The organism is Enterobacter sp. A8 (genome assembly GCF_004296595.1).
Taxonomy (GTDB): domain Bacteria; phylum Pseudomonadota; class Gammaproteobacteria; order Enterobacterales; family Enterobacteriaceae; genus Enterobacter; species Enterobacter cloacae.
Genome location: NZ_SCMF01000004.1, coordinates 233,595 through 247,194 on the forward strand (window position 1 = coordinate 233,595; position 13,600 = coordinate 247,194).

Consider the following 13,600-nt stretch of genomic DNA (forward strand, 5'->3'; position numbering starts at 1 on the left):
AGATGTGGTTTTGTGATCTGTGCGGCTTTTAGGCGGGTGGCGCTACGCTTACCCGCCCTACGGACCGTAGCCCCGGTAAGCGTAGCGCCACCGGGGGATTACGACACCGGTACTTTCTGCGCCCGATACGCGCTGGGCGAGCAACCCGTCAGGCGATTGAAAAAGCGGGCAAAATAGGCCGGATCCTTAAAGCCCAACTGCCACGCAATCTCGCTGACCGTACTGTCGGAAAAGAGCAACAGCCGTCTGGCTTCGCGCAGCTGGCGGTCGAAGATCAGCCGCTTCGGCGGACGGTTGGCGAAGCGGCGGCAGATATCGGTCAGGCGGGATTCGGTCAGGTGGAGTTCACAGGCGTAGTCCGGCACCGTCCAGTGCTGATGATAGTGGGTGTCAATCAACTGGGTAAAGCGCTGGAACAGTTTTAACTCACCGCGCATGCCGCCTGAAGCGTGGTCGTCGAGCCTGGCGTTACGCAGCAGCAGGGTAAAGACCGCCTGCGCGAGCAGCACCAGGGTATGCTCGCGCCCAGGAAGTTGCCCGGTGGATTCCCTGGCAATCAGCTGCCAGTAGTGCCTGAGCGCCGCCAGCTCGTCGGGCTTATCGGCCAGCGACAGGCAGATCCCCGGCAGGCCAAACGCTTCTCGTGTGCCGGGGTAGAGCACCTCCAGCAGCGGCCAGATGAGATCCTCGCGTACCGTCAGAACGTGGCCATCGCTGTCGGATTCGGTGATAAACGCGTGTGGCACCGACGGCGGGGTAATGACGAACAGCGGAGCCTGCACCGAGTAGCGATGATCGTCGAGCTGGAGTTCTATCTGCCCGGTATCAAGAAAGTGCATCTGAAAATACTGGTCGTGACGATGCGCCTGCATGTCGCGGCCAAAAAAGGCCGCCATGCGGGCGAACGACTGATAGTGCACATCGTCGGTGCCCAGACTTTCGTCGTACTCTTTGCTGATATCGATATTGGCGACGGGGCTCTGGCACATAGCTCCTCCTCAGTGGATCTTCTGTGCCGCCATCCCCGGATCGCGCCCGAGGCTTTCCTGGCGGGTCATTGGGATCCGCGTCAGCACCAGCGCGCCCACCACCAGCAGCCCGGCGACGAACCACAGCCCGGAGCTGAAGCTGCCGGTGGCATCACGCAGAGTGCCGATCAGCAGCGGGCTGACGGCGGATCCGACGTTGCCGATAGCGTTGATCACCGCCAGCGCCACCGCACGGGACTGCAGGCTAATAACCTGATCCGGCGTGGTCCAGAATATCGCCATGGCGGTAAACGATCCGGTTGAGGCCATGATGATGCCAAGCAGCTGGATCAGGCTGTGATCGGTGGCCGAGGCCAGCATCCATCCCGCCGCCGCGAAGAGATACGGCAGGATGGTGTGCTTTTTTCGCTCTTTCAGCCTGTCAGAGCGACGGCTCCACCAGATCATGCCGAGGATGGTGCAAAACTGCGGGATCGCCGCCAGCAGGCCGATCACAATGTTGCTGCTGCCGGTGTTGAAGCTTTGCAGGATCTGCGGCGTCCAGATGTTGATCGCACTCAGCGTGTTCGTCAGGCAGAAATAGGCCAGCGTATAGAGCAGTACCGCCGGGGTCAGGACTTCACGCAGCGTTGAACGCGGCGTGGCGGCATGCGCCACCGCCAGCTCTTGCTCACGGGCGATCATGGTTTTCAGCGTTTGCTTTTCTTCATCATCCAGCCAGCTGGCCTGATCCGGGGTGTCGTTAAGGTAGAACCAGGTCACCACGCCGAGCACCACCGACGGCAACCCTTCCAGCAGGAACAGCCACTGCCAGCCTTTCAGATTCCACAGCCCGTCCATCGCCAGGATGTAGCCGGAAAGAATAGAGCCGAGCATCATGGTTACCGGCATGGCAATCATAAACAGTGCGTTGGCGCGGGCGCGGTGATAGGCCGGGAACCACCAGGTGAGATAGACCAAAATCCCCGGCAGGAAGCCAGCCTCGGCAATGCCCACCAGCATGCGCAGCACATAGAGCGTTTCCGGGCTGGTGGCGAACATGGTGCAGGTGGACGCGATCCCCCACACCACCATGATCCCGGCGATCCAGCGCCGGGCGCCGATCTTCGCCAGCATGATGTTGCTCGGGATCCCGCACAGCACGTAGGTGACGTAAAAGAGCGTCGCGGCCAGGCCAAACATCGTGGAGGTGAGGCCCAGATCTTTGCCCATCGTCAGCCCGGCAAAGCCGATGTTGATGCGATCGAGAAACGAGAAGACAAACAGGATAAAGAGAAACACGATCAAACGACGGAACAGCTTATTTATAACGCGATGTTCAACAGCTTTATTATCTTGCAGGGTAGAGGTCGTCATGGTGCGCTCCAGATCTTACGTTTAGTAGACGGATTTATTGTTATTAACTGACGTAACCGGGTGATCGATAAAACGTGCCGCCAGCGCTTCGGCGCTGCGGGCGAGCAGGGTGGTGTCGACGCCGACGGCGACAAACAACGCACCGAGTTCGAGATAGCGTTTTGCCAGCTGCTCGTTGGCCATCAGGATGCCGGGCGCTTTGCCGGCGCTCAGGATCTGCGCGATCGCCTGTTCAATGGCCGCCTGCACTTCCGGGTGCTGAGGATTACCGGCAAAGCCCATGTCGGCGCTCAGATCCGCCGGGCCGATAAACACCCCGTCGACGCCGTCCACATCCAGGATCTGCGGCAGGTTTTTTAGCGCCTCGCGGGTTTCGATTTGCACCAGCACGCACATGGCGTCGTTGGCCTGGTGCAGGTAGTCCGGGATGCGGTTCCAGCGCGAGGCCCGCGCCAGGGCGCTGCCCACGCCGCGAATACCCGCAGGCGGATAGCGCGTGGAACGGACCGCCAGACGGGCTTCTTCGGCGTTTTGTACCATCGGTACCAGCAGGGTTTGCGCGCCCACATCCAGCAGCTGTTTGATCTGCACCGGATCGTTCCACGACGGGCGTACCACCGGCTGGCTCGGATAAGGGGCGATGGCCTGCAGCTGGGTTAAGACGGTCTGCACGGTGTTCGGTGCGTGCTCGCCGTCAATCAGCAGCCAGTCGAAACCAGCCCCCGCCAGCAGTTCGGCGCTGTAGCTGCTGGTCAGCCCCAGCCATAAACCAATCTGCGGCTTTCCGGCTTTCAGCGCCGTTTTGAATGCGTTTTGCATGGTTATCTCCTAGACAAAGCGGCAGCTGATGGAGCCGATGTTGCCGTAGTCCACGTGGAAGGTATCGCCTTTGCTGGCCGCGACCGGACGGGTAAACGAACCGCCGAGGATGATCTGCCCTGGCTCAAGCTGCACGTCGTACCGCGCAAGCTTGTTAGCCAGCCACGCCACGCCGTTAGCCGGGTGGTTGAGCACGCCCGCGGCGACGCCGGTCTCTTCGATCACGCCGTTGCGATAGAGCAGGGCGGAGATCCAGCGCAGATCCAGCTCGTCGGGCTTAATCGGACGGCCGCCGAGGATCACGCCCGCGTTGGCGGCGTTATCGGAGATGGTGTCGAACACCTTGCGCGGGCGCTGGGTTTCCGGGTCAATGTTGTGGCAGCGGGCATCGATCAGCTCCAGCGCGGGGATCACGTAATCTGTGGCGTTGTAGACGTCGAAGATCGTGCAGTTCGGTCCGCGCAGCGGTTTTGCCAGCACGAAGGCTAGCTCCACCTCAATGCGCGGGACGATAAAGCGATCGACGGGGATGTCGCTGCCGTCGTGGAAGAACATATCGTCCAGCAGCGCACCGTAGTCCGGCTCGCTGATCTGCGAGCTGGCCTGCATCGCTTTTGAGGTGAGGCCGATCTTGTGGCCTTTCAGCACGCGGCCTTCGGCGATTTTCAGGTTCACCCATTCGCGCTGGACGGCGTAGGCGTCTTCAATCGTGATCTCCGGGTACTCCAGCGAGATCGCGCGGATCTGCTCCCGGGACTGCTCCGCCTGATGCAGGCGGTGGGCGATCAGGGTATGGGTGTGTTTGTCGAGCATGGCGATATCCTGTTTTATGTTTGTTTTCTCCCTCTCCCAGTGGGAAAGGGACGGGGTGAGGGCATCGGGCCGCAGAGATTTCCCCTCACCCTAACCCTCTCCCAAAGGGAGAGGGGACGGTATTACGTAAACAACGCGTGTACGTTGTTTTGTTTGTAATTGAGCGTCGGGTGCAGTTCGTCGAGCTCAAACGACAGCGCCAGATAGCGGCTCGCCATGAGGTTGGCAAAATGCGCTTTGATCAGCGCAAACAGCATCTCCCCCACGGCCTCGCGGCTCTCCAGGCTGCGTCCGGAGCCAATCTTCAGCGTCATATGCACAAAGGCGTAATCCTGCTTGCCGTCCGCCATCTGCCAGGTATCCAGCCAGTGGGCACGGCTGCGGATACCGCCGATGGGGAAAATACCGGTGGCGGCCAGCGCCTCGTTCACTTTGGCGAACAGCCCCGGCAGGTCGGCCTGCTCGCGGATGTTGTCGGTACATTCAGCGATAAAATGCGGCATGGTGGCTCCTTACGCGGGCAGCGGGAAAACGGCGTTAACCTGGCCGGTACCGGAGCTGGCGAACAGCTCGGTGAGGAATTCAACCTTGCCGTCGTATTTGTCCCAGCCGAGCATACCCAGCAGCATCACCGTGTCGTGCATGTTGCCCTCGCCGTAGCAGTAATCGGCGTACTCCGGCAGCATGCTGCAGAACTCTTTGAACTGGCCTTCGCGCCATAGCTTCACCACCCGTTCGTCCATCTGGCGGTCGAACTCGCGGGTGTAGCTGTTCATCCCTTCTTCCGCACGCTGGTCGTCGATAAAGCGGTGCGACAGTGAGCCGCTGGCGAGCACCGCCACGGTGCCGTCATACTTTTCGATGGCGCTGACGATGGCCTCGCCCAGCCTGCGGCTGTCGGCGAAGTCGTGAACCGTGCAGAACGCCGAGATGGAGACCACTTTGAAGTGCTTATCCGCGTTCATGTAGCGCATCGGCACCAGCGTGCCGTACTCCAGCTTCAGGCTCGGGATGTTATGCGCTTTGGCGCGCACGCCAAGCTTGACCGCCTCGTCGGCGATCAGCTGCCCGAGCTCCGGGTTGCCGTCGTAGTCGTAGGTCATGTCGCGGATAAAGTGCGGCAGCTCGTTACTGGTGTAGACGCCTGAAAAATGGTCCGCACAGTTGATGTGATAGGCGCTGTTCACCAGCCAGTGGGTGTCGAAGACGATGATGGTGTCGACGCCCAGCTCGCGGCAGCGCTTGCCGATCTCTTTGTGCCCGTCGATGGCCCCCTGACGGCAGCCGTGGTTTTTACCCGGCAGCTCAGAGAGATACATTGACGGTACGTGCGTGATTTTTGCCGCTAACGCTAACTTTCCCATTTTAGATCCCCCATTTTGGAATCGGATGGTCGCCCATGGAGATGCAGACGTTCTTCATCTCCGCGAACACCTCAAAGCTGTACTCGCCGCCTTCGCGCCCGGTGCCGGAGGCCTTCACGCCGCCAAACGGCTGGCGCAGATCGCGCACGTTCTGGGTATTCACGAACACCATGCCCGCTTCGATATTGCGCGCCAGACGCAGCACTTTGCTGACGTCCTGGGTCCAGATGTACGACGCCAGGCCGTACTCCACGTCGTTGGCCAGGCGTAGCCCTTCCGCTTCATCCTTGAACGGCAGCAGGCATGCTACCGGGCCGAAGATCTCCTCCTGCGCCACGCGCATGCGGTTGTCGACATCCGCCAGCACCGTCGGGCGCAGGAAGTTACCGCCTTTCAGGTGCGCAGGCAGGTCGGCCGGTTTGTCCGGGCCGCCCGCCAGCAGGGTCGCGCCCTCCTCAATGCCCAGGCGGATATAGCCGGAGACTTTCTCCCAGTGCTGTTGGCTAATCAGTGCGCCAATCTGGGTGTTCGGATCGGTCGGATCGCCCACGCGCAGGCGGTTGGCGCGCTCGGCGAAGCGTTTGACGAATTCCGGGTAGATGCTCTGCTGGATGAAAATGCGCGAGCCCGCGGTGCAGCGCTCGCCGTTGATGGAGAAGATGGTGAACAGGGCGGCGTCCAGCGCGCGCTCAATGTCGGCATCTTCAAAAATCAGCACCGGGGATTTGCCGCCCAGCTCCATGGAGTATTTCTTCAGCCCGGCGTTTTTCATGATATTGCGCCCGGTGGCGGTGCCGCCGGTGAAGGAGACGGCCCGCACGTCGTGATGGCGCACCAGCGCATCGCCTGCCGTGGCGCCGTAGCCCTGCACCACGTTCAGCACGCCCGCCGGAATCCCCGCCTCCAGCGCCAGTTCGCCCAGACGGTCGGCGGTCAGCGGCGAGAGTTCAGACATCTTCAGCACGGCGGTATTCCCCAGCGCCAGACAAGGGGCGACCTTCCAGGTAGCGGTCATAAACGGCACGTTCCACGGCGACACCAGCGCGCAGACGCCCACCGGCTGCACCAGGGTGTAGTTCAGCATCTTGTCGTCAACCGGGTAGGTTTTGCCGTTCATCTGCTGGCACACTTCGGCGAAGAACTCAAAGTTGTGCGAGGCGCGCGGGATAAGCACGTTTTTGGTCTGGTGGATGGGCAGGCCGGTGTCGGCGGTTTCCATCGCGGCAATGTCCGGCACGTTCTGATCAATCAGATCGCCCAGGCGACGCATCAGACGCGCACGCTCTTTCATCGGCAGGTTGGCCCACTTTGGGAAAGCCTCTTTTGCTGCCGCCACGGCCTGATGGATTTCCGCTTCCCCGCCGGCGGCGACTTCTGCCAGCACCTCGCCGGAGGCCGGGTTGGTGGTGTGGAAGTAGTCGCTTCCCGCCACGTTTTTGCCGTTGATCCAGTGGTTAATCTTTTTCATTTTACCGTCTCCTCACTCACAATCCGGTTTACCAGGCGACCCACGCCTTCCACTTCCACCACCACTTCATCCCCCGGTACCACGTCGGACAGTCCTTTTGGCGTGCCGGTGGCGATCATGTCGCCCGGCTGCAGAGTCATGAATTCGCTCAGGTATGCAATCAGGTATGGGATGCTGAAGATCAGATCCGCCGTGGTCCCTTCCTGACGTAATTCACCGTTGACGAAGGTGCGCAGGGTTAAGTTATGCGGATCGGGAATGGCTGCTTTTGGCACGATGTTGGGGCTGATGGGGGTTAACCCGTCGCGGCTTTTGACCCGCAGATTCGGGCGGTAGTAATTTTCGAGATAGTCGCGAATGGCGTAGTCGTTACAGACCGTGTAGCCCGCAACAAAATCCATCGCCTCGGCTTCACTGACCTTACGCGCGGTTTTGCCGATGACCACCACCAGCTCCGCCTCGTAGTGCATGTACTCAACGTTGTCCGGGCGTACCGAGGTCTGGTTGTCGCCGTTGAAGGTATTGGGCGCTTTGATAAACACCAGCGGCTCGGTCGGTGGCGTGAATGCCAACTCGCTGGCGTGATCGGCGTAGTTCAGGCCGAGGGCGAACAGCGTGGGGTGAGGGTGCGCGCCCTGAGCCATCGCCACGTCGCGTTCATCCACCACCGGGTTTTCCAGTGCCGGGAACCCTTCCGCCAGAATGCGTACCCGATCGCCCGGGCGGATCTCGACGCGGCTTTGCGGTGTGCCGAGCAAGATCGCATCGCCCGGATTCAGGGTCGCGAACTCGCTCAGGGCGCTCAGCAGTTCGGCGGCGTTGCGCTGTAGCCCGGCGGTGTTCCAGTGGTCCGCTTCGCGGCCGTTGATTTCGGTGATGATAGTCAGGTTATCCACGTTGTCGACGGCGACCAGCTCACCCAGCGGACAAAACCCGTCCCGGCATTTGGCTTTGATTGCCGGGCGATAAAAGCTCTCTTCCGGCAGGCTTACCTCGTTGGCCAGCGCGTATCCGGCGATGTAGGCCGCCGCATCCTCGACGCGAACTTTGCTGGCCGTTTTGCCCACCACCAGCGCGACGGTTGCGCCGCTCAGCACCGTCTCACCCTGCGGGAACGGGATGGGTTCACCTGCGCGGATCACCGTGTTGTGTGGCTTGATAAACCACACCGCGGTTTTTGGCGGGGTGTTGTAGGGGGCTTTTTCAAACGCCTCAGCCCAGGCGTCGCGCTGGCTTTGGTGGTTCAGCGCCACGGCAAAAACGGTACCTTTCATTGACATACTCCTCAGGCCGGAACGCCGGTGTTGATTTTGTTAATATATTAATGATCTGGTTTTATGCTTTTGCTGATTATTTCGCAATCAGAAGTGAAATATTTGTGATATGAATAACAATAAATTTACATTTTCGTTTGAAATGATATATTTATCATCGTGTTAATAAAGTGCTGTTGTTTCTGTTAGACTTTTCGATGGTCAAAAAGCGGTTGATTAGAACAGCGATTTTGAATTGTTTACTTGTTAACAATAAGCGGGAGTGGCTATGCATGATTCTTTAACTATCGCCCTGTTGCAGGCGCGGGAAGCGGCAATGTCCTACTTCCGACCAATTGTGAAGCGGCATAACCTGACCGAGCAGCAGTGGCGCATTGTGCGAGTGCTGGCTGAACATCCCTCGATGGATTTTCACGATCTGGCGTTTCGGACCTGCATATTGCGCCCGAGCCTGACGGGCATTCTGACGCGCATGGAGCGCGACGGTCTGGTGCTGCGCTTAAAACCGGTCAATGACCAGCGCAAACTGTACGTGTCGCTGACCAAAGAGGGCAACGCGCTGTACGAGCACGCTCAGGCGCAGGTGGAAGAGGCGTACCAGCAAATAGAGGCGGAATATACGCCGGAGAAGATGAAACAGCTGACGGCGCTGCTTGAGGAGTTTATCGCGCTGGGAAACCGCCATAACGCAGCGCGTGACGAAGAGTAAAAACCACAAATTAAAGGATGATTTTCGTAAAGTTTTCCCTTTCCAGGCCGAAAATTCTGTATCTGTCTGAAGGAAGAGAAAACATGTTAAACCGTATCAAGATTGTCACCAGCTTAATGCTGGTTCTAGCGATATTTGGCCTTTTACAACTGACCTCCGGTGGCCTTTTCTTCAATGCCCTGAAGCATGACAAAGAGAATTTCACCGTCCTGCAAACCATTCGCCAGCAACAATCCACGCTGAACGCCAGCTGGGTGGCGTTGCTGCAAACCCGTAACACCCTGAACCGCGCGGGCATCCGCTACATGATGGATCAGAACAATATCGGCAGCGGCGCGACCGTGAACGATCTGATGCAAATTGCCTCTGTGTCACTGAAACAGGCGGAAAAAAACTGGGCCGCCTACGAAGCCCTGCCGCGCGATCCGCGTCAGAGCGACGCTGAAGCGATGGAAATTAAGCGTAACTACGATATTTATCACGGCGCGCTGGCGGAGCTGATTCAACTGCTGGGGGCAGGCAAAATTAACGCTTTCTTCGATCAGCCTACCCAGAGCTATCAGGATGGTTTTGAGAAGCAGTATGTGAACTACCTGCTGCAGAACGACAAGCTGTATCAGATGGCGGTGGAAAACAGCAACAGCTCTTACAGCCAGGCGATCTGGGTGCTGATCAGCGTGCTGATCGTTGTGCTGGTGGTCATCGTGGGCGTGTGGCTGGGTATCAAGCAGGCGCTGATCTCTCCGCTGACCCGTCTCATCGACAACATCCGCCATATCGCCAGCGGCGATCTGGTGAAGCGCATTGAAGTGGAAGGCGCTAACGAGATGGGTGAACTGGCCGACTCGCTGCGTCATATGCAGAGCGAACTGGTGCGTACCGTTGGTGACGTGCGTAACGGCGCAAACGCCATCTACAGCGGCGCGAGCGAAATCGCGATGGGCAATAACGATCTCTCTTCCCGTACTGAACAGCAGGCCGCTTCCCTGGAAGAGACCGCTGCCAGCATGGAGCAGTTGACGGCGACCGTGAAGCAGAACGCCGAAAATGCCCGCCAGGCGAGCAACCTGGCGCTGAGTGCGTCTGAAACCGCACAGAAGGGCGGGAAAGTGGTGGATAACGTGGTGCAAACCATGCGCGACATCGCGGGCAGTTCGCAGAAAATCGCCGATATTATCAGCGTGATTGACGGTATTGCCTTCCAGACCAACATTCTGGCACTGAACGCGGCGGTTGAAGCTGCACGTGCGGGTGAGCAGGGTCGCGGATTCGCCGTCGTGGCAGGTGAAGTACGTAACCTGGCCCAGCGCAGTGCCCAGGCTGCCCGTGAGATCAAGAGCCTGATTGAAGACTCCGTCGGTCGTGTGGAAGTGGGCTCAACGCTGGTGGAAAGCGCCGGTGAAACGATGGGTGAAATCGTTAATGCGGTGACCCGCGTGACCGATATCATGGGCGAAATCGCCTCTGCCTCTGATGAGCAGAGCCGCGGTATCGATCAGGTTGGTCTGGCGGTGGCGGAGATGGATCGCGTGACTCAGCAGAACGCCTCGCTGGTGGAAGAGTCTGCTGCTGCCGCTGCGGCGCTGGAAGAGCAGGCGAGCCGCCTGACGCAGGCCGTCGCGGTGTTCCGTATTCAGCAGGAGCAGATGAAAGCACGTGAGTTTGCCGCAGCCAAAAGCGTTGCTGCACCGGTGGTGATGCGTAAACCGGCGACCGCGGATGCGGGCGATAACTGGGAAACCTTCTAACGCCGTATGTGGTGCCGGGTGGCGGCTACGCCTTACCCGGCCTACGCAATGACGGTGCGCCGTCGGACGATATTACAGAGGCAGGCGCATGGCACAGCGAGCGTCATACGCTAAACCGTGCGCCATCTCTTCTTCGCGTTTTTCACGCAGTTCAGGCGTCAGCGTCGTTATCATTTCAAACCCCAGCCGCGCATAGAACGGCGCATTCCACGGCACGTCCCGGAAGGTTGTCAGCGTCAGCGATGCCAGCCCCCTTTTGCGGGCCTGGTCAGCGACACAGGCGATGAGCCGTCGGCCGATCCCTTTTCCCTGCCAGTCCAGATGCACCGAAAGCTCCACGATGAACAGCGACGAAACGTGCAATTCTGCGAGGATAAAACCGACCGGCTGGTCGTTGGCCAGCGCCAGCCAGCTCAGTCCGCGTTCGGCGTAGTCGAGATGCTGCTCAGCGGAAATGACCTCGCCCTCTGCAAGCCAGGCGAGTTCCGGGTAATCCCGGAAACGCTCGCCCGCTGCGCGTTCTATGGCGGGCAGGGCGGTGACGTCACCGGGGCGTGTTGGGCGAACGGTGATGTTAAGGCCGACACGCATTAGCCTGCGTTACCCACGATTTTAATTTCGACCATGCCAATCCCGAGCTCGCGCGGTGAGTGGCCGAGAATATTGCCTTCATTGGTGGATTGCGGCTCTGGCGGCACAATCACCAGGGTATTACTCCGTGAAGGATTATCGAAATGCAGCGTGGTGGTGCTGACTTCGTTGCCAAGGGTCAGCGTCTGCTCGCTGTCGCCCACCCGTACCGGAACAGGGCGGTTAGCATTAGCGCCATACGCTTTGGCGGTGATCACCAGGTCGAATTTCTGCGGCAAGGGGTGGGCATACTCAATTTTTACTTCATTGCCCAGCTGTGCGTTGGACCAGCGACCCCAGGACTCCGGACGAGAGATACCGCTGAACTGTTTAACCTCTTCCGGCGCACCGGCGACGTTGAAGATAAAGCTGTCGGCTTTATAGCGAATATCGTTGTCGACGATTTTCAGCATATCAATGTTGCGCTGATAGCGGGCGGTATCGATAACCGTATCCCTGAAGGCGGTTTTGCCCTTCCATACTGGCTTGTCCACGTGCTGCACGGTTTGCTCCCCGCCAAGCTGCCCCTGAGAGACGCACCAGTCCGTCGACAGCGCCAGCGGCGGCGACCAGAGCTGGCCCATTTTGTAGCACTTATCGACCCAGACAAAGTTATCTCGCGGGGCAAACTCCGCCAGCTGGAAGCGCAGCGGCGCCGAGTATTCGCTTTCAGGCAGCGGCTCAACGCGGTTATCCGACACGCGCAGCAGCAGCGGCAGCCGGAAGTGGCTGCCTGAGAAGGCGATCGTTTTTTTATCCTGATCGATAGTGAAGTCTTTCATCTCTTTCGGGAAGTTCCACAGACGAATGATATCCGGCTTCCAGGCGAGGATTTTTTCCTTCATGTTGAGGAACACTTCGGACAGCGATTGTCCCGACAGCGTGCTGCGGCCCAGGCCAATAAAGTTGTCACCGCCAAGGATATCCAGCACCGTGGCGCCGTTATCCATCGAATTTCGTTTGGTGGCGATCACCTCCTGCTGCGGTTTGTCGCCGCGCAGAACGAAGAACAGGTTGCTGCGATCCTGTTTGTTCAGCTGATCCCACGCGCTGTTTTTCATCGCCAGATGGTCTGAAGAGACCACGATCACCGTGTTTTTGAACCAGGGTGAGGTTTTGATTTTCTGAACAAGGGCGGCGATATGTTCCTGGCTACAGGTGACGGCGCTGAAGGATTTATTATCTTTGCCGTCAATGTCGTAGCGTTTGCGCTTGCAGGTGCGCGAGACGAAACCGTCAGGATGGTGAGTATCTACCGTCAGGGCAAAGAGGGAGAAGCGTTTCCCGGCGCGGGACAGTTCTTCGAATTTTTTCCAGGTCTCCTCCAGTACGGTATCGTCGTAGAAGCCCCAGTCGTTGCGGTAAGTGGGATCGGCGACGGTCGTTTTTAACTCTTCTGAGCCGTACAAATGATCAAACCCGTGTGATTTCAGGAACACATCTTTCCCGGCAAAGCGCAGGTTGGCCCCCTGGACAAAATAGTTCTCGTAACCGGAGTTTTTCAGGATGTCGCCCAGGCAGATATTCTGCGGGAAGAAGCTCGACATTGAAGCTGAGGCGTTGCCTTCAAAGGGGGCAAACAGAGGAATGCCGCACTGGGAGGCGACCATTCCGGCAATGGTGTAGTCGGTGCCGGGCAGCTGCATGGTGTGACTGAAGTCGAGGCCTTCGTTTTTCAGCGCGCCCAGATCCGGCGTCAGGTTCGGGAAGGCGTCGTTATCGAAATAGGTCCTCTCCAGACTCTCGCCGTAGATGTACACCAGATTAAGCTTCGGGTTGGCTATCGTTTTCGATGGCTCTTTATAGTACGCCACGAAATCCGGGTCACCGTCGCGCGACTGGGATTTCACCAGCTCGGTGATCTGATGAAATGCCGGGCTGGCATCCACGGAGGCCAGCGCAAGGAAAAGCGCCAGCAGGCTGTAGCCATGATGGTGCGGAAGATGACGGCGGCGGCGCAGCACCCAGGCGAGCGCGCCAAAAATGGTCACCAGCGCCAGCACCAGGCCCAGACCGGGGAGAATATACTTACCCACGCCTGCGCCCGTCAGGCTATTGGTCAGGGTGTAGACCACCGCATCGTTTATCCCGTCTCCGGTAAAGTAATCGCTGGCGTAGAGCGTAATGTTTAAAACAATAAAAATGCCGAGCACCACCAGCGTGGCGATAAACCACCAGGTGTTACGGCCAGCTTTCCAGGCGTAAACGCCGATGGAGGCCAGAAAAAGGGCAAGGGACATTAACTCTGACAACAGCATATCCTCATGACGCCAGATGCTTCGCTGGCTAATTGATTATTTTTTGGGTAATACAATGTAATGGTGATGTCGCTAAGCTGCAATTTTAGTGTCACGAAAGTGTGCCGTTGTTAGGAATTGGTTTAGAAAATCGTTTTTTTGAAGGCGGTCGCATCCTGTTGTACGGATGCTG

General features: G+C 58.7%; 12 protein-coding genes. 2 read left to right on the forward strand and 10 right to left on the reverse strand.

The window, feature by feature from the left end; translation table 11 throughout:
• Positions 1 to 98: 98 nt before the first annotated feature.
• From hpaA to hpaG, 8 genes are all read right to left on the reverse strand, one after another.
• Positions 99 to 989, reverse strand: coding sequence for a 4-hydroxyphenylacetate catabolism regulatory protein HpaA (gene hpaA, locus EQV24_RS16775; RefSeq protein ID WP_045295466.1), 891 nt, complete (start codon positions 987 to 989; stop codon positions 99 to 101).
• Between the two features lie 9 nt (positions 990 to 998).
• Positions 999 to 2,345 (reverse strand): 4-hydroxyphenylacetate permease, encoded by a 1,347-nt coding sequence (gene hpaX, locus EQV24_RS16780; RefSeq protein WP_130626861.1) that lies wholly within the window; start codon positions 2,343 to 2,345, stop codon positions 999 to 1,001.
• A gap of 21 nt (positions 2,346 to 2,366) precedes the next feature.
• Complete coding sequence (gene hpaI / locus EQV24_RS16785; RefSeq protein WP_061771701.1) at positions 2,367 to 3,164, reverse strand: 4-hydroxy-2-oxoheptanedioate aldolase; 798 nt, start codon at positions 3,162 to 3,164, stop codon at positions 2,367 to 2,369.
• A gap of 9 nt (positions 3,165 to 3,173) precedes the next feature.
• Positions 3,174 to 3,977 (reverse strand): 2-oxo-hept-4-ene-1,7-dioate hydratase, encoded by an 804-nt coding sequence (gene hpaH / locus EQV24_RS16790; protein WP_130626862.1) that lies wholly within the window; start codon positions 3,975 to 3,977, stop codon positions 3,174 to 3,176.
• Positions 3,978 to 4,099: 122 nt separating this feature from the next.
• Positions 4,100 to 4,480 carry a 5-carboxymethyl-2-hydroxymuconate Delta-isomerase gene (locus tag EQV24_RS16795; RefSeq protein ID WP_108453468.1) on the reverse strand — a complete coding sequence of 127 codons (381 nt, stop codon included), beginning with the start codon at positions 4,478 to 4,480 and terminating at the stop codon, positions 4,100 to 4,102.
• 9 nt (positions 4,481 to 4,489) lie between these two features.
• A complete protein-coding gene (gene hpaD, locus EQV24_RS16800; RefSeq protein WP_029882183.1) occupies positions 4,490 to 5,341 on the reverse strand; it encodes a 3,4-dihydroxyphenylacetate 2,3-dioxygenase in 852 nt (283 codons plus the stop codon).
• 1 nt (position 5,342) lies between these two features.
• Positions 5,343 to 6,809, reverse strand: coding sequence for a 5-carboxymethyl-2-hydroxymuconate semialdehyde dehydrogenase (hpaE, locus tag EQV24_RS16805; protein ID WP_013095454.1), 1,467 nt, complete (start codon positions 6,807 to 6,809; stop codon positions 5,343 to 5,345).
• The gene (gene hpaG / locus EQV24_RS16810; RefSeq protein ID WP_048970790.1) at positions 6,806 to 8,083 is read right to left on the reverse strand and encodes a 4-hydroxyphenylacetate degradation bifunctional isomerase/decarboxylase; all 1,278 of its coding nucleotides are present in this window, start codon (positions 8,081 to 8,083) and stop codon (positions 6,806 to 6,808) included. Before hpaG ends, hpaE begins: the two co-directional genes overlap by 4 nt.
• A gap of 268 nt (positions 8,084 to 8,351) precedes the next feature.
• Between hpaG and hpaR the strand changes: the two genes are divergently transcribed.
• Both hpaR and tsr read left to right on the forward strand, forming a co-directional pair.
• Entirely contained in the window at positions 8,352 to 8,792 is a 441-nt protein-coding gene (gene hpaR / locus EQV24_RS16815; RefSeq protein ID WP_013095456.1) for a homoprotocatechuate degradation operon regulator HpaR, read from the forward strand.
• A gap of 83 nt (positions 8,793 to 8,875) precedes the next feature.
• Positions 8,876 to 10,540: a methyl-accepting chemotaxis protein gene (gene tsr, locus EQV24_RS16820; RefSeq protein WP_029882181.1), complete on the forward strand. Its 1,665-nt coding sequence runs from the start codon at positions 8,876 to 8,878 to the stop codon at positions 10,538 to 10,540.
• A gap of 72 nt (positions 10,541 to 10,612) precedes the next feature.
• On the opposite strand, the gene EQV24_RS16825 is transcribed toward tsr, so the two are convergent.
• Both EQV24_RS16825 and opgB read right to left on the reverse strand, forming a co-directional pair.
• The gene (locus tag EQV24_RS16825; RefSeq protein ID WP_130626863.1) at positions 10,613 to 11,131 is read right to left on the reverse strand and encodes a GNAT family N-acetyltransferase; all 519 of its coding nucleotides are present in this window, start codon (positions 11,129 to 11,131) and stop codon (positions 10,613 to 10,615) included.
• A complete protein-coding gene (gene opgB, locus EQV24_RS16830) occupies positions 11,131 to 13,422 on the reverse strand; it encodes a phosphatidylglycerol--membrane-oligosaccharide glycerophosphotransferase (protein ID WP_130626864.1) in 2,292 nt (763 codons plus the stop codon). Before opgB ends, EQV24_RS16825 begins: the two co-directional genes overlap by 1 nt.
• Between the last annotated feature and the right edge of the window lie 178 nt (positions 13,423 to 13,600).